Genomic DNA, 24,605 nt, shown 5'->3' with positions numbered 1-24,605 from the left:
CCTCGATAGGTTTTGGGCGATGATTTTCAGGGCGAATTTATTCATTCGCTTGGGCAAACTTCATCCTCAATATAATCGATTTCTTCTGGGGCCGCTGCGTGCAAGAGTTGATGTCTTCTAGCGTGAGGCAATCGCCGGCGAAGCGAAGGCTGGTTGTAGCATCCGATCGGGATCGGGCACATGTCGAAGGAAGCGACATCGAGCATCTGGTCCACTTCCTCAAGACGGGAACAGACTCCCGAGTTCCTCTGCAGAACGCATTCCCGCTGATTGCGCTCGCCTTCTCTGACGAGGCGGAGGCTGACCTAAGCGAGGGACTTACGGCCCTCCGCGCCCTGGGAACGATCCCTGAGATACCGCTTCAGCGGATCAATGCGAGGAGTAAGGCGGAGAGCCTGGCGCTCGTTCGTGCGCTGGTCGAAGGCGGGGTAGGGCGGCTTGCCGGGTTCACCGCCTCGGTAACGTCCGAGCTCGCCATCCTCAGGCGCGAGCGGGAAGCGCTGCTTGAGAACTACCGCGCGCTCGAGGACGCATTCCAGGCGCGCAACTGGGAGCCGGTGGCCGAGGTTTTCGCACACGATCCTTATGTCGATCCGAAGGACGAGGGCATTGGGCAGCTGCTTGCGACCGGGCATGTCGAGCAACTCCTGCCAGTCTCCAGCCTTGGCGTGGCGGGCGTAGCGCTGCACCTCCACTCCGTCCCGAAGGATGGCGGCGAACTGGTCGTGATGCTCGGCTATGTCGAGAGCGGGGAGGGCGTAGCCGAGTGGATCGTGCCTTACGCACAGGTCGTCGCAGGCTGGAATTTCTTCGCCCTGCCGCGAGCTTGCGGCGGCGGGGCAAGGACGCTGCGGCTCAGGGTCTCCACAACCGGTTCAGAAATGGTAGGGCTCTCGCTCGGTTATCCGATCGCGAGCGAGCGCTATACGGCCCGGTCCGATGCCGCGCATGCCGATCTCGACCTCAGGCCCCTTGCATTCCGGGTGTTTACAGGGCTCGCCGGCGTCAGACCGGCGCGCATGCCCAACATGATCGCTCCGACCGCCTTGCTCGAAGGGCATTTCATTGAAGACTATCGTCTGGCGGTCGAGCTTTTGAGCCAGATCGTCGACGTGTCCGTCACGCCTTTGGTTCCGGAGTTCCAGACCGTCCGCTTCCTTGAGCACGAGCATGCCGTGGTGTGTCACCCGCTGCCGAGCGGAATTTCAGCCGGCACCATCGGTCGCGCCGTCGAGCCCGGCACGATTTCCTTCTCGGCGAGCGCCGTCATCGACCATCCGCAGGGCGCGCCCGCGGCCGTGAGCTTTCTGCTTGCTCCGGCCAATTCGAATGCGCGATCCGAGGTGGCGGAGCTGGCGCGCAAGGGAGCGGCCAAGCCTTCGGCATTCTTCAGCGGTTGGCGTGAAGTCACCGCCCAGCAGGCGATCAACATCAACTTTCAACTGGATAAACCCGTGCGCGAACCCATGGATCTCATGATCCTCAGCCGCGCGGTAACGGACACGGTCGATTTTTCGTGGCTCAAGGTGTCCGGCTTCCGGTTGGTCAAGCAGTCCGCAGGGGCACCACATGTCCGGCAATAAGGACGTTTCGGACCTGATCGCAGTCGCCATGCCGCTCTACGGACACGCAGCCCTTGTCCTGGAGGCGATCGAATCGGTGCTTGCATCGACCCTTTCCGAATGCAGGATTGCGGTGGTCGTATCAGTCGATGGCGATCCGCGGCAGGAGACCTTCGACCAGCTGCTCCTCTATGCTGCAGCCCATCCGACGGTTCATGTCCTTTTCGGAGTGAATGCCGGGCCGGGCGGAGCGCGCAACCGCGCGATCGACTATGTGCTCGAAAACCTGCCGGAGGCGCGAGCCGTCTATTTCCTCGACGCCGACAACCGCGTCCTGCCGGGCACGATCGAAACCCTCTACGGTCAGCTCGCCTCGACCGGCTGCGGCTGGGTCTACACCAACATCGACACTTTTTCGGTGAGCTGGCGGGCCCATTATGGCAACCGCTACTCGCGGCTTGTTCACTGCATCACCGACAATATCTGCGACACCGGCTCGATGATCTCGATCGACGTATTCCGTGCCGGCGTACGCTTCAACGACGACAGGCAGAACGGTTTCGAAGACTGGGAGTTCTGGCTGTCCTGCATCGAAAATGGCTTCGTCGGAACGCCGTGTCACGATACAACGTTCGAATACCGGCTCCGCGCGGAAAGCCGCTTCAAGGAAGCCAACCGGGACCGTGCCGCCTCGGTGAGCTTCCTGAGAAAACGCCATAGGGCACTTTTCCAGCGTCCGATGCTCGTCGATTTCGAGCACGAGGAATGCCCGCGCTATCTGTTTGCGCGGACGGAAGATGCCGCGATCTCCTTCTTCACCGATCCGACAAAGACACCGCACAGGCTTCGCCTCGACGACATCATCCCCGCCTTTTGGGCAAGCATCGGCGAGCCCGACAATGTCCATTTCCCGCCGTTCCTGATCGCCGGAAGCGGCGCCACTCTCGATCTCCTGCTGCGCTCGCGCATGCTGCCGAACGTGCTTTCGCATCTGGAGCGCTTGAGCGAGAAGGCCAATGTCGTCTTCGTCCAACTCGGCAATGACGCCGCGCAACGCAAGATCGAACCGGTCTTCCATGAGGCCGGTGCGCACGTGGGGCATGCCGATCTCATCTTCCTGTCGACCTCGCTCGTGCGCGACGTCATCCAGAACAATGCGCTCGACTGGTTCGCGTCGATCGGCAACCAGCAGGTATGGCCCACATCGGCCGTCCTGAAGGTGCGCTTTCCTTTCCCGAGAACCCTGCCGCGCCGCTCGCTGATCACGCCCCAGCAGGTGATGATCAATTGCGTCAACGCCATCGCGACCAGTCCGTTACGCCGGACGGCCGGCCGCCGCTGGACCTGGCGCCCGGCGCGGCTGGTACCCTATGCGGAACTCCACAAGGCGCTTCGCCACGAACTCGGCGGCTCGCCGGTGCTGCCGCTCGGGCATAGTGAGGGAGGCAAGCGAACCGCGGCACTGCTCGTTCCGAACGCCTCGTTCGGTGGCGCCGAAAAAGTCGTCTACGCGGCGGCGCGTGAATTGAAGGCGAACGGCTACGAAACCCACCTGTTCGTGCTCGGCACGTCCAGGATGGATGTAATCGACGAGTTCGATGCGAGCTTCGACTATATTCACTTCTGGGACCAGGGCATTCCCGCCTGGGGCGGCTCCGGCTCCTTCCTGGGGCAGGACTTCATAGCCGAGGGGCATGACGTCGATTGGTCGGCACTCAAGGGTCAGCTTTCCGGTTTCGACCTCATAATCAACAATCATGTCATGGCGGTGCACCCGCTCATCGCACGCCTGCGCTCCGAAGGAAGCCGCACGGCCTGCTATCTTCACGTCGTCGACAATACGGGCTTCAAAAGGCCTGCCGGACAGCCGTTCGCCGCAATTGCCCACGAGCATTGCTATGACGCGTTCCTGACCTGCTCGGAGCAGCTCAAGATCTATCTGCATAGCTTCGGCGTGCCGCACGAAAAAACCTTTGCGGTCCCCAATGGCGCGAGCTTCTCCGTGCCGCCCAAGGTCTTGGCCGAGGTTCTGTCGGTCAGGCGGATAGAGCGCAAGGACGACCGGCTCCGGGTCCTCTATATGGGCCGACTCGACCAGCAGAAGGGAATCGACCGCCTGGCTGCCGCGATCGCGGAGCTCAGGGCCTCGCGTGTACCGTTCGATGCCCGGGCGATTGGCGGCGAGATCCTTGCGGACGCGACTATATCGTGGACCGATCGGTTGAAGGATCTCGGTGTTGACGTACGCCCGCCGGTCTTTGCGAGCAAGGATCTCGTCAAAGCACTGGGGTGGGCGGACGTCCTCCTGATGCCATCGCGTTGGGAAGGGGCGCCATTGATGATCGCCGAAGCGCAGCAGCTCGGCTGTGTTCCGATCGCGACCGCCGTCGGCGCCGTCGACGAGCTCATAACGGATGGGGAGGACGGCATCCTGATCGACGCCTCCGCCGATCCGCAGGTGGTGCGGGATATGGCGAAGGTCATCGCGGAGGTCGCCCACAATCGCGAAAAACTCGCGCCTCTCATGGAGGGGTGCCTGAGAACCGCGGCACGCCGCTCATGGGCATCCTCCTTTTCCGAGTTCCTCGGCTGGTGCGACCGCTCAGTGAACAATTCATCGCTTTCGCGCTCGACGGTCATACGTCAGCGCGAGACATCCAATCCCGAGGTTGCGGCGGTGGGCTGACAAGCTCGCGCCGATTTCAAGAAGAAGGGTCTATTGCATGCGTCCAAGAATCCTCGTGACGGGAATTCCTGGCCACTACACGCGCCTTGCCAACGGCGCTCACGGCCTGTCGGTGTCCTATTCGGAGCGGCAGAAACAGCCGGAGACGAAGGAGGAGTTTCTCCAGGAGCTTCGAAATATCAGTAACACCGGAAACTACCTGATCGGCGAAGGGGCGCTCCGTGCGATCGCGCCGCATGCGAAGCAGGTTCCATTCTGGCATCTCTACAACTGCAGCAAGAATGGAGTTGGTTTGGAAGAGTTCAACGCCAATTTCGACATCTGCGTGTTTACCTGCGCGAACCTCCTGCGCAAGGGCCTCTCCGCCGACGCGGAAGCCGAGGTGCTAAGCAGACTCAAGATGCCGATCGTCATGCTCGGCATCGGTCTTCAGAACCGCCGGGATCTCGAGAACAGCCTGCCTGAGGGCACGAAGCGGCTCCTGAACGTTCTCAAGGAGCGGGAGCATTATTTCCTCACGCGCGGGTTCGAGACGGCAGGCTTCCTGAAGGACCAGGGCTTTTCCTACGTCCAGCCGACAGGCTGCCCCTCCGTCTATTTCATGCCGCACAACATGCGCGCGTCGCTGAAGAAGCTGCCGCATGTGAAAGTCGGCAAAGCGCGGACGATCTTTTCCGGCTATCTCGGCGCCAATCACGATACGATCGTCGATGCCGATGCGCTGGCGCCCGAGGGCTCACGCCCCCAATACGTGATCCAGGACGAGTTTCTGCACTTCGACATGACGGTGGAGGCGAATGGCGACGGGCGCGTCTATGATTCCGCCTCCGGCTCGATGCTCGGCGATCTCAGCTATCCGGGCACGGACCGGCTGAAGACGGCCTTCGACATCCGCACCTTCTTCGATACGAACCAGTGGCGTGCCTGGGCGTCGTCCATGGACTTCAATTTCGGGCGGCGCTTCCACGGCTCGATCATCGCCATGCAGGCGGGTGTGCCAAGCCTGATGGTAGCGGTGGACGACCGGATGCGCGAAATGCTCGGCTATACGGGCCTGCCCGCCGTCGATGCCATCGATGTGGACAAGGCGGAAAACCGGGCCGAATTCGTCGCCGACCATCTGGCCGGGCTGAATGCGTCCGAAATGGTCGACAGATATTCCGATCGCGAGCGCACCTTCCGCTCGGCGCTGCGCGAAATCGGCATCGGGCAATAATCGTTCGTGGGCGCGGTCCCGGACTCAAGAAATCAGGTGTTTCGATGCGTATCTTGCTTACAGGAATCCCGTCATATCTGCAGCGCACCGTAGCGGGCGTATCCGGGTCGGAGGTCCGCCACAGGCCCTATTTCGATGAAGTCAGGACAAAGAAGGACCTCATCGACCAGGTGCGGAGAATCGCCAATACCGGCAACTATCTGATCGGCGAAGGCGCGGCCAGCGCTTTGCGTGGACATGACGTCACCTATGTGCCGTTCTGGCATCTCGCCAACAGCCGCAACTCCGACGAGGTCTACGAGCGCTTCAACGAGGAGTTCGACATCTGTGTCTTCGCCTCGGCCAATCTCTTGCGGCCCGGTTACTCTGCGGATCTCGAGGCGGAGGTCTTCGACAAGCTGAAGATGCCCGTGGTGGTGATGGGGATCGGCATTCAGCGCAGAGAGGGGCTCAAGGAAAATCTGCCGGCCGGCACGCTCAAATTCCTGGAAGTGCTTAGAAAGAAAGAGAGCTTCTTCCTGACCCGCGGTTATTTCACCGCCGAGTTCCTCAGGGAGCAAGGCATGAAGTCCGTGAGGCCCACGGGCTGCCCGTCGCTTTTCTTTGCTCCGAACGAGATGAAGCGCTCGCTCACCGCTCTCGCCAACCCGGAGCTGGCGACGGCCCAGAAGATCGCCTTCGGCGGCTACCTCGGCAGCGTCGCCGATACCATCGTCGATGCGCATGCGCTCCTGAAACACGACAGCGTTGCAAGCTACGTCGTCCAGGACGAAGTGGTTGCCTACAACCTCTCCCTGCCCGGTGAGGACGACGTTGCCGTTTACGACCGGGCAAGCGGACGCATCACCGGGCAGGCCGAATACAAGCATTCCGAGAAGTGGCAGAGGAAGCACGAGCTGCTTGTCTTCTTCGACACCAACCAGTGGCGAAGCTGGGTCAGTTCCCGCGACCTCTGCTTCGGCCGCCGGTTCCATGGCTGCATCATCGGCATGCAGGCCGGCGTGCCCTCGCTTATGATCGCGGTTGACGATCGCATGCGGGAGATGCTGGAGTTCATCGGCTTCCCCTATATGGAGGCCGCGATCTGGAACCGCGAGACGGACCGGAAAACCTATCTGGCGAATTTCCTTTCCAAGATCGACTCGCAGGCCGTTATCGACCGGTATTCGGCTTGTGAGGCCAACTTCCGCACTGCCCTCGCCCATGTCGGCCTCTAGGCTGGGGAAGGGGGCGGCGCAGTTGGCAGCAGCCGCCTTGAGCGGATGGCTTGCACTCCAGCCTGCCTATGCCGATGACGCCCCATCTGCTCGCGTCGGGATAAACCGCGTAAACCTCGGATGGCTGTCCCGCAGTGAGCAGGAAAGGATACTCAAGGACATCGCCGCGAGTGGAGCGACCGACGTGCGCCTCTCCTTGTCGCGACCCGTGGACCAGAGCATCGAGGCGCTGGCCATCGCCAGCGGGCTCGGTCTCAGGATCCTTCTCGAAATCCAGCTTGGGAACAAGAGCTACTACCGGGAGAGCGCCCGCCCGCGGACAGGCTTCGGACGCATATGGGACATCTATCGGCTCTCCGATCTCGATCTCGGTCGGTATCGCAAGGGTTTGCGCGAGGCGCTCCAACGCATCGACGCGCTGGGCATTCGCCTGGAGGCTATCGAGCCCGGGAACGAGATCAACCATGCCGGCTACAACGGTGACCTTGCCGTCTATCCGAAACCGGGTGCTCCGACGCCACGCAGCATCGCCGATCTCAAGGACCGGCTGGCGTTCGAGCGGGGTCTGGACAATTACGTCCGCGTTCTCGAGATCAGCCGCGACGAAGTGCGCGCCACGGTGCACAGCCGCAACGCAACCGTCGTTTCCGCCGGGTTTTCCGACATGAGCGCCGAGGAGGCCGACAAGCGCGGCGTGGAACGGCTCGATCCGCGCGAGTTTGTCGCGGCTCTTCACCATCGGGGCGCCGACAGCTTCATCGATGCCTATGGGATCCACATCTATCCGGGCCGGAAAGCGGCGGGAGCGCTGGCAACCCGTGTGAACGGCCTTCTCGATTTCTGCCGGGCATATGGTCAGGGCAAACCATGCTGGGTGACGGAATGGGGTATCGCCAATCCCGCTCGTTCCTGTCCCGTCGATGATCGGGCGCGGGAGGGGGCGGTGCGCGCCATGCGCGCAGCCTTCGGCGAACTGATGAAGGAGGGCCGACTGGCAGCGGCGTATTACTACGATTGGGACACGCAACCGTCTTACAGCCTCTGGCGCTGCGGCAAGTTGAGCCCCGCCGGTGCGGCCGCGATCCGACCGGCCGAAATCGAAGGGGCGCGGGCGAGATGACAGGAACGTTCACCAGCCGCAAACCGAGTTCGACGGCGTTGGGAGACACCGCATGAAGGGCATCATTCTTGCAGGCGGCAGGGGAACGAGGCTCTACCCGGTGACGATCTCGGTCTCGAAGCAATTGCTCCCGGTCCACGACAAGCCGATGATCTATTACCCGCTCGGCACGCTCATGCTCGCGGGAATTCGCGACATTCTGGTGATCACCGTGCCGAGGGACAGGCCGCTGTTCGAAGAGCTGCTTGGCGACGGAAGTCAACTCGGCCTGTCGATCTCCTATGCGGAGCAGTCCGAGCCGAACGGCCTCGCGGAAGCCTTCATCATCGGTCGGGAATTTGTCGGGGACAGTCCGGTCGCGCTGATCCTCGGGGACAATATCTTCTACGGCGCGGGCCTTCCTGAGCTCTGCCGCGAGGCCGCGGCCCGCAAAAGCGGTGCCACGATCTTCGCCTATCGCGTGGACGACCCCGAGCGTTACGGTGTCGTGAGCTTCAATAGCCACAACGGGCGCGCCGAGATCATCGAAGAAAAGCCGCAACAGCCGAACTCGAGCTGGGCCGTAACGGGCCTCTACTTCTACGAGAACAGCGTGCTCGACGTCGCGGCCTCGATCAGACCGTCCGCTCGCGGCGAGCTGGAAATAACCGACGTCAATCGCGCCTATCTCGACCGGGGGGACCTTCATGTCTGCCGCCTGGGCCGGGGCTACGCGTGGCTCGATACCGGCACCCATGACAGCCTGCACGATGCCGCTTCCTTCGTGCGTACGATCGAGCATCGCCAGGGCGTGAAGATCATGTGCCCTGAAGAGATTGCTTTCGAGCTCGGTTACGTCTCGGCCGAACAGGTGCTCCAGCGCGCCGCCTTGCTCGGCAAGAACGAGTACGCGAACTACCTCCAGCGACGCATCAGGGAGCTTGCCGATGGCTGAGATCAAGCGCCTCGCCCTCGACGGCGTCCTGGAAATCGTACCGCGCAAGTTCAGCGACGAGCGGGGGTTTTTCTCGGAGACCTACAATGCCGAGACGTTGCTGGCGCATGGCATCCCGCTGGCCTTCGTGCAGGACAACCACTCCTATTCCGCAATGACGGGCACGTTGCGCGGTCTGCACTACCAGCTTCCGCCGCAGGCCCAAGCCAAGCTCGTGCGGGTCGTTCGGGGGAGGGCGTTCGACGTGGTCGTCGATATCCGCAAGGGATCGCCGACGTTCGCGCAGTGGGTCGCGGTCGAACTCTCGGCCGAAAGATGGAACCAGATCCTGGTGCCCGTGGGGTTCGCTCACGGCCTGATCACACTCGAACCGGAGACGGAGGTCCTTTACAAGGTGAGCGAGCACTATTCCGCAGAGCACGAACGCGCGATCCGCTTCGACGATCCGCAAATCGGGATAAGGTGGCCCGTGGCCCCTGATCGTTTGCGACTATCCGCGAAGGATCGGGACGCACCGCTGCTGGCCGATGCCGACCTCTTCGATTTTGGCCGGTGAGGGGGCAGCCATGCGTGTTCTCATAACAGGTGGCGCCGGCTTCATCGGTTCCGCGGTCTGCCGGCATCTGGTTGCCAATGGCGCCGAGCGGGTCGTCAATGTCGACAAGCTCACCTATGCCGGCAATCTCCAGTCCTTGCGAGCGGTGGACAATCACCCGAGCTATGTTTTCTACCGGGCGGATGTCCGCAACGAGCAATCGCTGCTGGACATCATGCGCCTCGAGCGCGTCGACGCTGTCATGCATCTGGCGGCCGAGAGCCACGTCGATCGATCGATCGACGGACCCGGCGCATTTGCGGAAACGAATGTTCTCGGCACGGTCCGTCTGCTTTCCGCGGCGCTCGCCTACTGGTCTGAGCTCGGCCCCACAGCGCGCGACCGGTTCCGCTTTCATCATATCTCCACCGACGAGGTGTTCGGGGATCTCCCTTTCTCCGGGGGCGTTTTTGTCGAAGAGACGCGCTACGCGCCTTCGTCGCCCTATGCGGCCTCGAAGGCGGCGGCGGATCATTTCGTTCGTGCCTGGCATCAGACGTACGGGCTGCCGGTGGTGCTCTCAAACTCTTCCAACAATTACGGGCCGTTTCATTTTCCCGAGAAGCTGATCCCCCTGACGATCATCAATGCGATGGAGGAAAAGCCGCTGCCGCTCTACGGGTCGGGAGCGAACATCCGCGACTGGCTCCATGTCGAGGACCATGCGCGCGCGCTGGAGCTTGTAATGAGGGAGGGAAGGCCAGGAGAGAGCTACAACATCGGCGCCCGGGCCGCTCGCAACAACCTGTCGGTGATGGAAAGCATCTGCGATCTGCTCGACAGCCGCCTGCCGCGCAAGGGCGGCGAAAGCTATCGCGATCTTATCACCCTTGTCGCCGACCGGCCGGGTCACGACCGTCGTTATGCGATCGATCCCACGAAGATCGAGCGTGAACTTGGCTGGAGGCCGAAGCGGGGTTTCGAGGAGGGTTTGAGCGAGACGGTCGATTGGTATCTCGCCAACAGTTGGTGGTGGGAACCAATCCGGCGCGAGCGCTACGCCGGCGCACGCCTCGGCGGACGCCATCGGAGCGTTGCGTGAGAATTGTGGTGACGGGTTGCAAAGGGCAACTGGTGCAGTGCCTCGTCGAACGGGCGTGTGGACGACCGGATGTTGAGGCCGTCACGGTCGGGAGACCGCATCTTGATTTGGCCCGCACGGAAACGATCCTGACCGGGTTAAAGGCGCCTGGTTCGGCGACGGGGCAGCCGGGATATGCAGGCGCGCGACGACAGATGGCTCGAGGCGGTATCAAAAGGGCATGCAGCCGTTGACGCGGTTCCGAGGGATGCGGCCCCGTAGCTCACGTGGCGTGCCAGTATGCGGCGACCGATTGCTCCTCTTTCGTGAATCCTCGGTCGCGAAGAGTTGCCCGAACAGCCTTTGCCGTCTCGCTTTCGCTTGCTATCCAGACAAATCTCTTCCGGGAAGCGTCCGGAAAATCCATGCTGGCAATGACGCGCGCCAGGCCTCGACAGTCGCCGTCGTGATTCTCCCGGTAAAGCCATCTGGTTTCGACGGCCGCTCGGCTCGTGAAGGGGATCGTATCCGTCGGGCTGCCAACCTCGATCACCACGGTCGCGGTCGCACGCTCATCAAGGGACTCCAGAATTCGCGAAATTGCCGGCAGAGCAGTTTCGTCTCCGGCAAGGAGATACCATACCGCGTCGCCGCATCCCCCTCCACTCGGTCCCGCCGCACCGACGACGTCACCGCGCCTTGCCCGCATGGCCCATCGGGAACCGGGACCTTCCGCGTTGTGCAGTACGAAATCGACGGCAATTATGTGATTTTCGGGCTCGACAAAACGGACTGTGTAGGCCCGCCAGATCGGCGTCACATCAGATGGTGACGATCCCCGTCGGCTTCCGCGTGACGCGTGCTGCTCGGCAAGCTCCTGGAAATTGAAGAGGATTCGCAAATGCATGTCGTCCAACGTCTCGAAGGATCGGGCGTTGGCTGTCCTAAAACGGATCCGCCTCATCCTGGGTGTAATATCGACGATGTCGTCCACCGTCAGAACGGCGAAGCTGGGCGGCAGATGACGCTGAAGACAGTCTTCGCTCCAAACGATGCGAATTGTTCCGAAGGCCCGTTCCTCTGCAACGGCGTCCTGGAGCCAGACCTTGGCGAAATACAAGCTCTCAAGATCGGTGGCGGCAACATCCACCTCGATGCCACCATCTATCAACCTCAACGTGCCTGAGACCGCGGGCAGATCGACGAACAAGCTGTCGCCGGATAAGCGAGCATCGACATCGTGTTCGAGCAGGTGGGCGTGCAGGCGTTCGAAGAGGTGCTCGGGCCTTTCCGCGACGATTTTTGCCTGCAGCCTGTGAGGGAGCTCTCTCATGAACTTGCCTCGTCCGGGGCGACGCTTGGGTGCCATAGGCGGTTCGAGAAGAAGTGCTGCCTGGAGATCGACATGATCGCCGCTCGCTTTGTCGGGAGGTCGACGCTTCGTATGTGAGCAAATCCCGAGCGTTGCAGGTTGCGCAGTTGGCGGTGGTGGGCCGCGCTCGGCTCCTGCACGATCCGCTCGGTCCGCGGGTCGTCGAGAAACATCAGGTGCAAAAGGGAGGGTAGCCAGGCCGTGAACCAGGGCTTTCCGCGGAAGGCTCCCTCGCCGACGATGACGTGGCAGCCTCGGTCATAGTCGCTGGCGCCGCAGAAGGGGCCGATCAAATCCTCTTTCGCCCAGTAAATCTCGAAATAAGAGAACGCCTGTTCGTTGAAGCGGCCGATCAGCGGTATGACGTGCGGATCCGCGAGCATGCGCTCGAGATAGCGTCTATGGGCTGCTTCGCTTCCCGCTTCATTCCAAAACTCGTCGACTCTCGGATCGTTCATCCAGCGATGAACGTCGGGCACGTCGTCGAGTGTCGCGACGTGGAACGAAAGCGTCCCGGAAAGCCACGGGATGAACCGGGCATAGACGCAGCCGGCGGGCTTTGGCGGCCGTAGCGGATGCTCGCTCTTTCCGTCGAAGACGTCGCGTCTTGGGTGGGCAAAAGACGGCGAGGCCATCCAGATCTCCGGCGTCTGCCAGAACATCTCCGCGAACACCGATGGCTGCGCAGAGGCACTGTTGCCCTCTACCAGAAGGCCTTTCCGCCTCAACGTCGGCAAGAGGACTTGCCAGCCGTCTCCCTTAAGCGTCACCGAGACCAAGTCTCGTTTCGTCGCGAACAGGTACTCGAATGCGGAGCAGGCGAGCCTTGAGCCTTCGGTAGCGTCCGCACGGAGGTCAGCAATTCTGAGTGCCCCGTCCACAAGATCGAAGGTCGCCTCGTCATTCATGGCGGCCGAGACCGCCAAGATGGATCCGGCCTCGAACACGTCGACTGGCCCGCACTGGTGGAGCTCGAAGGATCGAAAAACGCCGTCTCGAAGGCGAGCGTTTCGGGGCTCGCCCGGCGTTTCCGCAGGAACACTCCGCAGACCTGGACGAAATTGGTCCATCAAAAGACTTTCGTCAGCGAGATTGCAAATGTTCGTCCGCGGCCCTTGTAGTCGAATATCGATTCGTCGGCCAATCCGCCATAAAGGGCTTTGGCGCGCGAACCCCAGATCGTCGTGTAATCTGTGTCAAAGACGTTGTGGATGCCGAAATTCAGCGTCGTGTCCGTATTCGCGAAGGTGTAGCCACCGGTCAGATCGAACAGCGTGTAGTCATCGATCGTGAAGTCATCGGCGTCGGTGAGCTCGAAGACATGCTGGCCGGAAAATTTCAGGCTGAGGGCGTCATTGGTCCAGCCGACATAGCCGCCGAGCTTGGAGACGCTCGCGCTACCGACCGAGTCCTTTTCCCAGCCGTCGTCGCCCTTGACCTCCGTTCTTACCCAATGGCCCAGGACTCCCACATCGAAGCCATGGTCGAGCTTTACGCCCGCCTTTCCTTCGATGCCGTAGACGCGTCTCTCCTGATCAACGACCTCGACCGCGAGCGTGGTGCGATCGAGATTGATCGAGCGATCGGAAAGAGAATAGTAGGCCGCAGTCTCAAGATTGTAGGTGCCGTCGTCAAAACGATAGCCGATTTCGAATGAGTTGGTCTTGATGGCCTCCAGGGCGGAATCGCCGACGTTCACACTGTTGCCAAGCGTATAGTGGCCGCCGGACAAGGTGTAGCTGCCAAAGCCATAATATTTGGCCGGATCCGGCAGCTCGAAGCCCTGGCTGAAGTTGGCGTAGACCTGCTGCGTATTCGTCAATTGGTAGGTCGCGCCGGCACTGAACAAAAAGGCGTCGTAATCGACTTCGCCGCCGGGTATGGCATCGGCGGAGGTTGCATCGCCTTGCAGGATGGCGACCTGTTGCGCCACGCCGACGAAATCGGACACCTCGGTGTTGACGAACTGGTAACGGACGCCGCCATTCAGCGTCAGCCTGTCGGTCGCCTCGTAGGAGGCCTCGGCAAACCCGGCAATGGTCGAGACATCAATGGACGGATAAAGACCGGTGACGCCGATCGTATCGAAATCGAGACCGCCGCTGGTCGCGGCCGTATCAAGGTCGAAGATGTTCTGACGCGACTTGAAGGAATCCCGATCGGCATCGATACCGTAGGTTATCTTCAATTGGTCGGTGGGTTCCGCGATCAGGGCGGCCCTGACGCTGTAATAGTTGGTGTCTTGCGAGCTACCGAAGAAATAAAGGCCGGTTTCGTTCGTAACCGTAGGGAAGGGATGGAAATGAATTTTCTCGTTTCTGTAAGCGCCTTGTAGCAACAGTTGCTGCCCGAAAACGTCGTCATCAGTATAGGTGACGTTCAGCATCGAACGGCGGGTTTGCGGATTGAAGTCGGACTCATATCCCTCACGGGTTTCAAACAGGCTTGGATCGCGGAGCGCTGTAAGACTAGGCCCGTAATAAAGCCCGTAATCCGACTCCTGCTTGCTGTCGAAATATTGCCCGGAGAATTCAAGGCGGCGCCCGTCGTCAATCTGGTAACCGATCGAACCCATCACGTCGATGCGCTCATTGAAGGCAGTCGAGGTCTGCGTGATGTCGGGGATCAGCATAGTGCCGCTGCCGTCATAGAAGGCGCCGGTCTTGTTGCCAGCGATCGAGAAGCGGGCGTCCCAATTGTCGCTGTTATAGGTGACGGCGCCCGCCGCATTGCGGTCGAAATCCTGGCTGCCCGCAAAGCCGCTGCCCATGCCGCCCACGACTTCCGCATGAAGCCCGGGTTCTGCGTCCTTGCCCTTCTTCGTAATGATGTTGATGATGCCGCCGGTGGCGTTGCCGCCGTAGATCGCGGTCGCCCCTGACAGGACTTCGACACGCTCGATATTGAAGGGATCGATCGCATCGAACTGGCGGCTGAGCGAACGCGCCGAATTCATCGAGACACCGTCGATGAGGATCAGCGGTGGCCTTCCGCGCAGGTTCTGTCCGAAGGATGTGCGCGCGCCCTCGCTCGCGGGATCGAAGCTCGGGATGTTTTCACCGAGAATCTGCTGCAGCGTCTTGCCAGACCGTGCCTCGGCCTGGATCTCATCCGACTCGACGACGTAGATGGTCCTGGGGATTTCCGAAATCTGCTGCGCGGATCGACTGCCCGTCACGACGATCGCTTCCAAGTTGGTCGCAGCGTCGGGTTGACCCGCCTCCTGGGCAACCGCACTCGTGCCGACAGCCATCGCCACGGCGAAGACACAAAGGCCAACGCCGCCATTTTCATTCTTATCCATAACGCCCCCTGCGCGCAGACAACCAATGCCGCCACAGCGGACAATCTGCAAATACAAGACTATTTAAGTCATGTTTTATGGGCTATGGGTGTTCGCCGCTTGGATAATGGCGAACCTCATTTGGACGGATGCGAACGTCAACAGGAAAGGCTGGCTCACGACATGGAGATAATCCGACCGCTGAAATTCGGGACGCTTTCTCTGACAGATCGCGAAAGCAGGCTCGTTTGCAGGAGCATTCTTGTCGATATGCTCGGGGAGTCGACGATTGCCACGGAAGAGGGCGATTTGGCCGGCGTCACTGGATTATTCTGGAGATACGTCTCACTTTCGCTCGCCACGGTCTATTTCCCCAAAACGCCGCTTCGGATGGCGGCAAACGGGATCAGGGATGCCGGTATTGTAATCATGCGCGCGATGGACGGCCCGCTCATCGTCCATCATCGACGCAAGAAGGTGGAGGCGGCGAGGGGAGATGTCCTCTTTCTTCCCGCGGACGCATCATGCGAATTCACACTGCCAGAAGGCGGGCGCTTCGACTGCGCGCACCTTCCCGCCTACGCCGTTGCCTCGGTGCGTGCACTTTTGAGGCCGCTGATGATGCAACCGCTTGCAGCTGAATGCTTGCCGTTGCAGCTGCTGACGAATTACGCCGGCTACCTTTTGCGACAGGAATATCAGAGCGAGGAGCATGCCGGCATGATGGTCGCTCATTTCTACGATTTGCTGCCGGTGCTCGCGCAGCATGTTGGCAACAGGGCGCCGCGAGAGACGCCGCAGAATCGCATGGCCTCCATCAAGAAGCTGATCGAACAGAACCTCGCGAACGGCTCCTTCTCGATTACCGATGTGGCCGGCGCCGAGGGAATCACGCCGCGGGCAATCCAGAAATTCTTCAGCCGGGAGGGAACGACTTTCTCCCGCTATTTGCTCGGACGGCGGCTTGCGCTCGCGAAGGGCCTCATATTGGCGGAAGGCAGTTCCTGCTCGATCAGCCAGATCGCCTACAATGTCGGCTTCAACGACCTTTCCTATTTCAATCGCACCTTCAGAAGCCGCTATGGCGTGCGCCCATCCGATCTGCGCCGGCTCGCTTCGGCGGCCGCCTAACGACAAGGGGGTATCAATCCAAAGGGCCGCCCCGCAAAGGCGGCCCTTTGGATCTCTTCGGCAACTTCGGGCGCGATTACGCCGCGTTGCTGCGCTTGTCGAAAGCGACCAGCGGATTGTCCACCATGCCCTGAAAATCCGGGACGGGGCGTTCGTCGTCGTCGGCATAGCCGTGCGTGAAAAGGCGAACCCGGTTCAGGCAAAGGCGCGGATATTCGTCGCCGAAGAGATCAAACGTTGCGAAGCGCGACGCCATTTCGGGGAAACGTTTCTGGTATCTGAGCACGGTGTCGCGCGCCAAGGCCCAGAAGGCGCTTTCGGAGACGCCGGAGCGCTGGTCGAGCAAGACCGACATGTAGCGGAAGACGCAAATGAAGAGCGTCGTCTGGATGAAGTGGATCAGGAAGTCGGCAGGCAGGCACAGGAGGACGGCCCGGACCTCCTCAGGCATGCTGGCGGTTTCGGGAAAATCCTGATCGCAGACGATGACGTCGTCGATGAAATCGCGCAGCGCCAGGCGCTCCGGGCGTCCGTCCTTCAGGACGAGCGTTGCATTCTGGCCGTGCGCCGAAAAGGCGAGGCCATGCTTGGCGAGAAGGTGGTAGACGGGCGGAATGACGACGTCGAAGAAACGCGCCATCCAGTCGGATACGGTGATGCCTGCCTTCTCCGCCAGTGCCTGAACCACCGGTTTACCGTCCGCGCCGGCGTGCAGGAGTCCCGCAAGCGGGATACCGGTTTCGCCCGGCTTGAGATGCTCGGCGAGGCTGTCCCGCCACAGGCAACCGAGCATTTCGTTGAACTGATAGGGTGCGCCCTCGATCCGGGAGAATTGCGGATGGACGTAGTGCATTCCGGCGCGCTCGCCGAGCAGGACGAGACCGCATTCCTCGGAGAGGAACCGGTCGTTGGCAAGCAGTCGGTCGAGCCACGTCGTCAACGGTGCGGCCGTCAGCGCCCGCTTTCCGGGAATGCCTCGGTAGACGGCCGTGTTCAAAATGGTCATGCACAGTTTCAGGGTCGATTTCTCTGGGTGGGAGATATTCGACAGGGTGCGCACCGATTGCTGCGGGAGGTAGAGATCATCACCCTTGCCCAGCAGCATGATGTGTCCGGCGGCGATATCGGCGGCGAAATGCGGCACGATCATATGGTCCCACTGCCAGGGGTGCACCGGCATCATGTAATGCGTCCCTGTGGAGCCGCCTCGCTCGGAGAGCGTTGCGCAAAACTGATCGTAGCGCATCGCGCCGACGGCCTCGCGGACGAGTTCCTCGTTCGTCAGCGTCTCTTCCGCGACGAAGGCGGCGCGTTCCCTGCTGACCGCGAGCCAAACCACTTCGGTCGGCGTCCGGTTTTCCGGCGTGAAGGCAAGGTAATCGGAATAGCCGAGGCCGATGCGCCCCTTGCTCACAGTGACCCAGGGATGGCCGGTCGTCTCGCCTTCCATGCGAATGTCGTCGAGTTCCGCAAGCTCCGCGCCGGTCTTCGATGCCCGTGCGGCGATATGCGCATCGGCGACGAGCGTGTTGCCAAGTTCCTTGATGAAATGCGCCGCCGTCATTGGCTTGACGCCGAGTTTCGGAAGCACCTCCGTGCAAAAGGCAAGCGGATCATCGAGGGGAATGTCGGCATCACCATCCTTCTTCACGATGCTTTCGGGCTCGACCGAGAGGTTGTCGAACACATAGCGCTTGGCTTTGAAGCGATAGGCAGCCTCGCCGATGTCGATGCGATAGTGGCCCGGCCTTTCCTGCGCAACGTCGAAGACGCGTTCGTAGGCGAACTCCTCGATGACCTTTGCCAGAAGACGTCTGGAGACCTGTTGCCAAAGCTCCCTGGAAAAGGCGCCGGGAAGAAGCGGATCATGACGCATGGGCATAGAAATCTCCTGAAATCGAGGACGGGCTGTTCTGGCCGGGAGGCAGGCCAAAGGTCTGGAAGGACGCCGGCGCGCTGACCCGGTAGTGTTCGCGGCCCAGAAGCTGGTTGACGATGGCGGCGTTGCGGAAGGCGCCAAGGCCGAGATCCGGGGCGCCGACCCCGTGATGAAAGGTTTCGGCGTTCTGGACGAAGACATTGGCTTTACCGCCATCGCTGCGGCGGGCGCGGAAATCCTCGCCGACGATCAGGTCGCCCCGCTCGCAGGTATCAAGGACGCCGCCCTTGAGATTGTCGAGCCATTCCGGCCAGCAATGCCGGTAGCCGGTCGCGGCGACGATCGCATCCGTCTCGACGGTTGCCTTCTCACCCAGATGGTTATGGCTGATGCCGATGCGGAATGCCCCTGACGGTCCTGCGCTCTCCAGCGTCTCGACCTCGCAATTGGAAAAAAGCGAGAGGCCGGGATCGCGCCCTCCGACCGAGCGTTGATAGAGAAGATCGAAGATCTCACCGATGGTCGAAAAGCTGATGCCCTTATAGAGCAGGCCCTGGCTTGCGACGATTTCGCGGCGCTTCGCTGGCGTGATCTGATGGAAATGGCGCATGTAGTCGGGCGTGAAATATTCGAGCCCGAGCTTTGAATACTCCATCGGGAAGAACCCGGCCGAGCGGGTGATCCACTGGATGGAAGCGCCAGCCGCGACCATCTCGGGCGTCAGATCGTTATAGAGCGCAAGGACGCACTCGGCGGCACTTTGCCCGGAGCCGACAACGGTTATGCGGCGGCGTTTCGAAAGTTCCATGCGCCGCTTGCCGAATTCGCTCGAATGCAGGAGCGGTGCCGTCGTCTTGGTCCGCGCCCATTGCGGCAGGAAAGGCGCCGTGCCGACACCGATTGCGATGTTACGGCTTCGATAGCGCTGCCTTGCGCCCGAGGCGGACTGGCTTTCGACTACGAAGCTGTCCGACGCTGCCTCGTGGGTGACGTCGACCACGTCCTCTCCGAAGCGGCACGCGGGAAGCTGCTGCGAAGCCCAGCGGCAATAGTGATCGTATTCCTGCCGCGGGATCATGAAGTTTTCGTAGAAGTAGAACTTGTAGAGGCGGTCGTGCTTCGCGAGATAATTGAGGAAGCTCAAGGAGTGCGTCGGATCCGCCATGGTGACGAGGTCGGCCAGGAAGGGGACCTGCAGCGTCGTTCCCGGAAGAATGAGCCCCTCATGCCAGCGAAATGCCGGCTTGCGCTCGAAAAAGACGCTCGAGAGATTCTTGTGAGAAGAGAGAAGGGCGGCGAGGCCGAGATTGAACGGCCCGATGCCGATCCCTGCCAGATCGAAATCCGTCATGATCATAGTCCGAATTGTTGGATGAAGCGTTCCCGGTGGCAAAACATCAGTTTGGCGCGCTTGTCGGGAAGATCGATGTCGCCCTGGTCCTCGAAGCCGCAAACCGGTGCATAGCGAAGCAGGCGCCGAGCCTCGACGCTCGGTTCGCCGACGACCTTGCAGGTCTTAGGATCGTCGAGAAAGAGGAAGCGGGTGAAGGCGCGGATGACCGCGGGCGCGATGCCGCGGCCGAAAAAGGCGGGTTCGCCGACCAGCATGTGCCAGCCCCGGTCCTTGTCCTCGGCCGGATAATGCCGGCCAAGAATATCGTCCTTCGCCCAATAGGCTTCCCAATAGCTCATCGGGATCCCGTCGATGAGGCCGATATACGGATCTTGATGCGGATCGGCGAGATTGAGATCGATGTAGGCGGCAATATCCTCGATCGGCTTCGCCATTTTCCATTGCGGCACTACATGCGCCTGGTTCATCCACCGCCACAGGAGGTTGAGATCGCGCTCCTTCTCCAGCAGTCGGAAGCTGATGGTCCGGCCAATATCCGGATCGAAGCGCGAATAGGCAAAGGAGCTGTCCGGCACGCGGTGCTCAAGCATCGACCAAGGCCTTTTCGGTCTCAAGCAGGGGATTATTGATTTCGAGATAGACCGATTGCGTTTCGAGCGGGCCGACGAGCTCGTCCATCCGCGCAAGCCGGGTCTTGAGGTTCGCCTTGCACTGCAGCGTTGGTGCCAACATCTTGCGCACGAGGCGGGAGTTCGCGCCTTCCAGCGCCTCGAGCCGGAGCAACTCACTCCGCAGCATGGCAAGGAGGATCGTTTCGCTGACGAGCCCTTCGCGCCCAAGCGCGCCGACCATGCCGAGGACCGAGTTGATGAAGGCGTAGTAGAGCAGGCGCTCATCCACCGGCTCCTCACCAAAGACGGATTCGCTTGCTTCACCGAGACCCGGAAGTGCCTCGATGAGCGCCTTGTGCGCACGCTCATGATGGAAGAAGCCCTGATTGTCGCGATAGAATATGCCGACCGGATAACCGTCCTCGATCTCGATCAGGATGTTCTGCTGGTGGGCCTCCATGGCGATGCCGTGGCGCAGATAAAGGGCGAAGATCGGCCGGGCGAAGACTGTCAGAAACCGCTCGAACCAGTCCCGCGCAACGGCATCGAGAGGACGTCCTTCCAGCCCCGCCCGGTTGCGGATCAGCGCCCCGAGCCGGCTGCCGCGGCCCGGCAGATGCTCGCAGAGCGCCGCGAGCAGCGACACATTTCGACTAGCATCCGCGCCGGTGAAGGGATTCTCGCGCATCGATACGGAAAGGCCGTCGATCACGGTGCCGTCGACCTTGACTCCCATATAGGCAGGGTCCGGCACGAGCGTCAGTCCCGGATAGGTGCGCGAGAAATCCTGCCACAGCCGATGGCGGCGGAAGCGGTACATGTCGTCGCCGCGAAGCAGTTCGCGGGCAAGGTTGACGCGGACGGAATTGGTGATGCCGACGCCCAGCGAAACCTTCAGCATGAAGGGCGCATCGGGACGGTAGAGCGTGCGCACGGACGATGTCGGGAACCACGGTTTGCCGGCCTCGCCGCAATCGATCAGACGGCCGTCGGTTACCAGAGCCGCCACGGCGGGGTCCTTCAGCATCTGGTCCGCCTGCCATGGATGCACCGGCAGCAATGCGAATTCACCCTCGGGCAAACGTGCTCTGAGCGCATCGAGGTCGCGCCCCATCGCTTCCTTCAACCACTCTTCGGCCGAAGGCGAGCCTTCGGAGTGCCCGGTGTGGAAGAAGCTGCGTTCCACGGCGAACCAGCGCAACGGAAATCCGGCTGCGAATTCTGGCGAATAACGGCGGGATTGCGCTTCCGTCATTCCCTCCCGACTCTTCGGGCACGGGTGAATGCCATGCCCGGCAATCAGCCCCTGTTCCGCCGCGATGAAGGAGACCTCCTCACCGGCGAGACCGGCAAGGTCCGCCTCGCGTGCATCGAGCGCCGCTTCGATCAGAAGACGGCTCGAATGTGTACGTTTAAACAGGTCGGCCCGGCCTTCCTTTGCCGCGGCGGACGGTTCCAGCCGCCTGACGACGGCGGTGATCGCTTCCACGATGCCTATCGTCTGCGGTCCCTTTTTGTCGGTGATCGTCACCGGCTCGCCGAACAGGTGATGGCCCGTCGGCGAACGATAAAGGACCGGCAGATCGAGGGTGCCACTATCCTCCGGGAACGTCAGCGCGAAGTGCGATCGTCCGGGCTCGTCCGCCCAGCGAACGCGATCAGGATATTCGCGTGCCACGCAGTTAAGAAGGGAGCGCAGGGTGAGCGTTGCGGCGTTATGCGCGTGCATGATGGGTCTCCAGTTCGCGGGCCGTTTCGCCAATCGCATCAAGGACGCGATGAACGACATCGGGGGTTGAACGCGGATTGAGCAGCGTGAGCTTGAAGTGGACGCGGCCGTCGAGAACGGTCGTCGCAAGGGCAGCGATGCCGGCGTGAAAAAGCGCCGCGCGCGTCTTCAGCGTGATTTCGTCGGCGAGATCCGGCCCGCCGGCCGGGACGTAGCGGAACAGAACGGTCGAGAGTGATGGCGGCCGGGCGAGACGCAGATAGTCGCGCGCCTCCACTGCCTCCGCCGCAGCACGGGTGTTTTCCAGTGTCTGGCAGATCAATGCGTCGAGGCCGTCTCGGCCGATCGAGCGCATAGTCATAAGCACTTTCAGTGCATCAGCCCGGCGCGTCGTCTGCATCGAACGCTCGACGAGATTGGGCGCATCGGCAAAGACGGCATCTTCCGGATTGAGGTAGTCGGCCTTGCTGGCAAGCGGCGCGAAATGCGCGCCGTCGGCAAGGAGAAGCGCGCCGCAGCTGATCGGCTGAAACAGCATCTTGTGAAAATCGAGCGCGATCGAATGGGCGCGCTCGAGTCCCGCAAGGCGGCCGCGATGGCGGGAGAAGAGAAGCCCGCCGCCATAGGCGGCATCCACATGCATCCAGAGATCATGCGCGGCGGCGAGATCAGCGATCTCGGCAAGCGGATCGATGGCGCCGAGGTCAGTCGTTCCCGCCGTCGCAACGACAGCCACCGCCACGCCACCTTCACTAAGGACCCGCTGCAGCCCGGCTTCCAGCGCCGAAACCGACATTCGGCCCTCGGCATCCGTTGCAATGGCGATGACCGCATCATCGGCGAAGCCAAGGATGGCGGCGCTCTTGCGGATGCTGAAATGGGACTGTTCCGATGTGAAGATGACACCGGACCTTCGCGCTTGCGCGCCGAACCGCGCGGCGGCCAGATACAGGGCCGTCATGTTCGATTGGCTGCCGCCACTGGTAAAACTGCCGCTTGCCGAGGGAGGCAGTCCTGCAAGTTTCGTGAGTTGCGCGAGCACCCGCTCCTCGACGAGCGTCGCGAACGGCGACTGATCCCACGAATCGAGCGATTGGTTGGTGGCCGAGATCAGCACTTCGGCGGCCAATGCCGGCACGGCAACCGGGCAATGAAGATGTGCCATAGCCGCCGGATGACCGACCGCCAGCGCATGATCGAGTGCCGGTCTGCCGATGTCGGCAAGTGCCGCGGCGATACCGGTCCCGACCTCCGGGAGCGGGTCTAGATCATCGAGAAGACCGCTGAGGCCCTGCACTGTGGTACCCGAGTAGGAGCCGCTTGCTGCGCTTCCGTCGGCGACCATGTCGACGGCCAGAAGCATCGCGTCGCGAAACGCCCGGCGCGACGCTGTGCTCGGCCCAAGTATCTGGTCCGCGTAGTCCGGCTCGGTGGCCGGCGCGGCGGCCGGCGCGGCCTTGAGTACAGCAACGTTCATGTTCATGCGGCCTTGCGTCCAAGGCGCTCGAATGCGACGGCAAGGATGTCGGAAACCTGTTCGATCTCGGCGTCGGAAATGGTAAGCGGCGGCAAGAGGCGCAGCACGCTGCCGTAGCGGCCGCCGGTTTCGAGGATGACCCCGGAACGGAACACGTCGTTCTGGATTATCCGGGCGATTTCCGGCCCATGCGGCGGATGGCCCAACGCATCCGGCCGGCCATCCGGATCGACGATTTCGATGCCGAGCATCAGGCCTTCGCCACGGACCTCGCCGATATGAGGTGTGTGTGCCGCGAGCCGCTCGAGATTGGCGCGCAGCCTCCGCCCGGCGATCGCCGCGCGCTCGACGAGCCCGTCGCGCGCGATGACCTCCAGCGTCTTGGATCCGGCTGCCATGGCAAGCTGATTGCCGCGGAAAGTGCCCGCATGGGCTCCCGGCTTCCAGAGGTCGAGACCCTCGCGATAGACCACGACCGCGAGCGGAAGGCCGCCGCCGATCGCCTTGGAGAGCACGATCATATCGGGAACGATGCCGGCTTTCTGGAAAGCATAGAAACTGCCGGTGCGCCCGACGCCGCTCTGCACTTCGTCGAGGATGAGCGGGATGCCGAGATCGCGCGTCACGCGGCGGACCGCGCGCAACCATTCGGCCGGAGCCGGAATGACGCCGCCTTCGCCCTGCACGGCTTCAAGAATGACGGCCGCCGGAAGGTTGATTCCGCCTTCGGGATCCCGCAGCGCCCGCTCGAAATATTCGGCGGCAAGATTTGCCGTTTCCTCGCCGCCGCGGCCGAATGGGCAACGATAGGCATAGGGATAAGGGAAGAAGTGGACGCCCGGCACGAGCTGGCCGACATGCGCCTTCGGCGCGAGCGAGCCCATGAGCGAAAGCGAGCCCTGCGACATGCCGTGATAGGCGCCCCGGAACGAGACGATGTCGGTGCGGCCGGTCGCAGTCTTGGCAAGCTTGATGGCGGCCTCGACGGCATCCGTGCCGCTCGGCGAGCAAAACTGGATCCTGGCCTCCTCGCGGAGCCCTGCCGGGAGAGTTTCGAATATGTCGGCAACGAACCGGTCCTTCACGGGCGTCGTCAGGTCGAGCGTGTGGAGCGGAAGGCCGGAACGGAGCACCTCCTGCAGCGTCTCGATCACTTCCGGGTGGTTATGGCCGAGCGCCAGCGTGCCGGCCCCCGCAAGGCAATCGAGATAGGTTCTGCCATCGACATCGGTGACCGTAGAGCCGAAGGCCGATTTCAGCGCAATGGGAAAGCGACGCGGATAGCTGCGGGCATTCGACTCTCGTCTCGCCTGCCGGTCGAGATAGAAGGCATTGCTGGCGCGTGCGGAAGCATCCATGATGATCAACTCCGTTCGAGATTTGCCGGTCAAATAATTCCGGTGAAGCCTGCGGCAGGG

17 protein-coding genes and 1 pseudogene are annotated in these 24,605 nt (G+C 61.8%); 9 read left to right on the top strand and 9 right to left on the bottom strand.

Translation table 11 applies throughout. The annotated features are described in order from the left end of the window. Nucleotides 1-110 precede the first annotated feature (110 nt). From PZN02_RS21315 to rfbB, 8 genes are read left to right on the top strand one after another with little or no spacing between them, the layout of a single operon-like run. Entirely contained in the window at nt 111-1,583 is a 1,473-nt protein-coding gene (locus tag PZN02_RS21315) for a DUF6212 domain-containing protein (RefSeq protein WP_280662667.1), read from the top strand. Continuing rightward, nucleotides 1,570-4,248 carry a glycosyltransferase gene (locus tag PZN02_RS21310; RefSeq protein ID WP_280662666.1) on the top strand — a complete coding sequence of 893 codons (2,679 nt, stop codon included), beginning with the start codon at nt 1,570-1,572 and terminating at the stop codon, nt 4,246-4,248. The genes PZN02_RS21315 and PZN02_RS21310 overlap by 14 nt, the downstream gene beginning before the upstream one ends. Nucleotides 4,249-4,285: 37 nt before the next feature. Next, a complete protein-coding gene (locus PZN02_RS21305) occupies nt 4,286-5,464 on the top strand; it encodes a polysaccharide pyruvyl transferase family protein (RefSeq protein ID WP_280662665.1) in 1,179 nt (392 codons plus the stop codon). Nucleotides 5,465-5,508: 44 nt separating this feature from the next. After that, the gene (locus PZN02_RS21300; protein ID WP_280662664.1) at nt 5,509-6,681 is read left to right on the top strand and encodes a polysaccharide pyruvyl transferase family protein; all 1,173 of its coding nucleotides are present in this window, start codon (nt 5,509-5,511) and stop codon (nt 6,679-6,681) included. Beyond that, nucleotides 6,668-7,801, top strand: a complete 1,134-nt coding sequence (locus tag PZN02_RS21295; protein WP_425336335.1) for a glycoside hydrolase — start codon at nt 6,668-6,670, stop codon at nt 7,799-7,801. Before PZN02_RS21300 ends, PZN02_RS21295 begins: the two co-directional genes overlap by 14 nt. 52 nt (nt 7,802-7,853) lie before the next feature. After that, the gene (rfbA, locus tag PZN02_RS21290) at nt 7,854-8,735 is read left to right on the top strand and encodes a glucose-1-phosphate thymidylyltransferase RfbA (protein WP_280662662.1); all 882 of its coding nucleotides are present in this window, start codon (nt 7,854-7,856) and stop codon (nt 8,733-8,735) included. Next, nucleotides 8,728-9,291, top strand: coding sequence for a dTDP-4-dehydrorhamnose 3,5-epimerase (gene rfbC / locus PZN02_RS21285; RefSeq protein WP_280662661.1), 564 nt, complete (start codon nt 8,728-8,730; stop codon nt 9,289-9,291). The genes rfbA and rfbC overlap by 8 nt, the downstream gene beginning before the upstream one ends. Before the next feature lie 10 nt (nt 9,292-9,301). Then, nucleotides 9,302-10,372: a dTDP-glucose 4,6-dehydratase gene (gene rfbB / locus PZN02_RS21280; RefSeq protein WP_280662660.1), complete on the top strand. Its 1,071-nt coding sequence runs from the start codon at nt 9,302-9,304 to the stop codon at nt 10,370-10,372. A 262-nt stretch (nt 10,373-10,634) separates the two neighbouring features. Here rfbB and PZN02_RS21275 read toward each other — a convergent pair whose 3' ends face one another. The 3 genes from PZN02_RS21275 to rhtA form a co-directional block, all read right to left on the bottom strand. Further along, entirely contained in the window at nt 10,635-11,684 is a 1,050-nt protein-coding gene (locus PZN02_RS21275) for a siderophore-interacting protein (protein ID WP_280662659.1), read from the bottom strand. Beyond that, nucleotides 11,681-12,649, bottom strand: a complete 969-nt coding sequence (locus tag PZN02_RS21270; RefSeq protein ID WP_280662658.1) for a GNAT family N-acetyltransferase — start codon at nt 12,647-12,649, stop codon at nt 11,681-11,683. The genes PZN02_RS21275 and PZN02_RS21270 overlap by 4 nt, the downstream gene beginning before the upstream one ends. A 143-nt stretch (nt 12,650-12,792) precedes the next feature. Next, nucleotides 12,793-15,027 (bottom strand): TonB-dependent siderophore receptor RhtA, encoded by a 2,235-nt coding sequence (gene rhtA, locus PZN02_RS21265; protein ID WP_280662657.1) that lies wholly within the window; start codon nt 15,025-15,027, stop codon nt 12,793-12,795. Nucleotides 15,028-15,189: 162 nt separating this feature from the next. On the opposite strand from rhtA, the gene rhrA reads away from it, so the two are divergent. Next, nucleotides 15,190-16,137 carry a rhizobactin biosynthesis transcriptional regulator RhrA gene (gene rhrA, locus PZN02_RS21260; RefSeq protein ID WP_280662656.1) on the top strand — a complete coding sequence of 316 codons (948 nt, stop codon included), beginning with the start codon at nt 15,190-15,192 and terminating at the stop codon, nt 16,135-16,137. 76 nt (nt 16,138-16,213) lie between these two features. Here the strand turns inward: rhrA and PZN02_RS21255 are convergent, their stop codons facing one another. The 6 genes and pseudogenes from PZN02_RS21255 to rhbA form a co-directional block, all read right to left on the bottom strand. Beyond that, nucleotides 16,214-18,019, bottom strand: coding sequence for an IucA/IucC family protein (locus PZN02_RS21255; RefSeq protein WP_280662655.1), 1,806 nt, complete (start codon nt 18,017-18,019; stop codon nt 16,214-16,216). After that, nucleotides 18,003-19,367 (bottom strand): rhizobactin siderophore biosynthesis protein RhbE, encoded by a 1,365-nt coding sequence (gene rhbE, locus PZN02_RS21250; protein WP_280662654.1) that lies wholly within the window; start codon nt 19,365-19,367, stop codon nt 18,003-18,005. Before rhbE ends, PZN02_RS21255 begins: the two co-directional genes overlap by 17 nt. A gap of 2 nt (nt 19,368-19,369) precedes the next feature. After that, nucleotides 19,370-19,960: a rhizobactin siderophore biosynthesis protein RhbD gene (gene rhbD, locus PZN02_RS21245; RefSeq protein ID WP_280662653.1), complete on the bottom strand. Its 591-nt coding sequence runs from the start codon at nt 19,958-19,960 to the stop codon at nt 19,370-19,372. Further along, on the bottom strand, nt 19,953-21,710 hold the full coding sequence (gene rhbC, locus PZN02_RS21240) for a rhizobactin siderophore biosynthesis protein RhbC (protein WP_280662652.1): 1,758 nt from the start codon (nt 21,708-21,710) through the stop codon (nt 19,953-19,955). The genes rhbD and rhbC overlap by 8 nt, the downstream gene beginning before the upstream one ends. Further along, the gene (gene rhbB, locus PZN02_RS21235; RefSeq protein ID WP_280662651.1) at nt 21,697-23,193 is read right to left on the bottom strand and encodes an L-2,4-diaminobutyrate decarboxylase; all 1,497 of its coding nucleotides are present in this window, start codon (nt 23,191-23,193) and stop codon (nt 21,697-21,699) included. The genes rhbC and rhbB overlap by 14 nt, the downstream gene beginning before the upstream one ends. Beyond that, nucleotides 23,190-24,603, bottom strand: a pseudogene (rhbA, locus tag PZN02_RS21230) (diaminobutyrate--2-oxoglutarate transaminase). Before rhbA ends, rhbB begins: the two are co-directional and overlap by 4 nt. Nucleotides 24,604-24,605 lie beyond the last annotated feature (2 nt).

The sequence above is a fragment of the Sinorhizobium garamanticum genome (assembly GCF_029892065.1).
Classification (GTDB): Bacteria; Pseudomonadota; Alphaproteobacteria; order Rhizobiales; family Rhizobiaceae; genus Sinorhizobium; species Sinorhizobium garamanticum.
This window is presented reverse-complemented; position numbering and strand designations above follow the sequence as displayed.

Coding starts and splice junctions, on each gene's coding strand:
- PZN02_RS21315 (WP_280662667.1), top strand. CDS start 111: ATGTCTTCTAGCGTGAGGCAATCGCCGGCGAAGCGAAGGCTGGTTGTA.
- PZN02_RS21310 (WP_280662666.1), top strand. CDS start 1,570: ATGTCCGGCAATAAGGACGTTTCGGACCTGATCGCAGTCGCCATGCCG.
- PZN02_RS21305 (WP_280662665.1), top strand. CDS start 4,286: ATGCGTCCAAGAATCCTCGTGACGGGAATTCCTGGCCACTACACGCGC.
- PZN02_RS21300 (WP_280662664.1), top strand. CDS start 5,509: ATGCGTATCTTGCTTACAGGAATCCCGTCATATCTGCAGCGCACCGTA.
- PZN02_RS21295 (WP_425336335.1), top strand. CDS start 6,668: ATGTCGGCCTCTAGGCTGGGGAAGGGGGCGGCGCAGTTGGCAGCAGCC.
- rfbA (WP_280662662.1), top strand. CDS start 7,854: ATGAAGGGCATCATTCTTGCAGGCGGCAGGGGAACGAGGCTCTACCCG.
- rfbC (WP_280662661.1), top strand. CDS start 8,728: ATGGCTGAGATCAAGCGCCTCGCCCTCGACGGCGTCCTGGAAATCGTA.
- rfbB (WP_280662660.1), top strand. CDS start 9,302: ATGCGTGTTCTCATAACAGGTGGCGCCGGCTTCATCGGTTCCGCGGTC.
- PZN02_RS21275 (WP_280662659.1), bottom strand. CDS start 11,684: ATGAGAGAGCTCCCTCACAGGCTGCAGGCAAAAATCGTCGCGGAAAGG.
- rhtA (WP_280662657.1), bottom strand. CDS start 15,027: ATGGATAAGAATGAAAATGGCGGCGTTGGCCTTTGTGTCTTCGCCGTG.
- rhrA (WP_280662656.1), top strand. CDS start 15,190: ATGGAGATAATCCGACCGCTGAAATTCGGGACGCTTTCTCTGACAGAT.
- PZN02_RS21255 (WP_280662655.1), bottom strand. CDS start 18,019: ATGCCCATGCGTCATGATCCGCTTCTTCCCGGCGCCTTTTCCAGGGAG.
- rhbE (WP_280662654.1), bottom strand. CDS start 19,367: ATGACGGATTTCGATCTGGCAGGGATCGGCATCGGGCCGTTCAATCTC.
- rhbD (WP_280662653.1), bottom strand. CDS start 19,960: ATGCTTGAGCACCGCGTGCCGGACAGCTCCTTTGCCTATTCGCGCTTC.
- rhbC (WP_280662652.1), bottom strand. CDS start 21,710: ATGCACGCGCATAACGCCGCAACGCTCACCCTGCGCTCCCTTCTTAAC.
- rhbB (WP_280662651.1), bottom strand. CDS start 23,193: ATGAACATGAACGTTGCTGTACTCAAGGCCGCGCCGGCCGCCGCGCCG.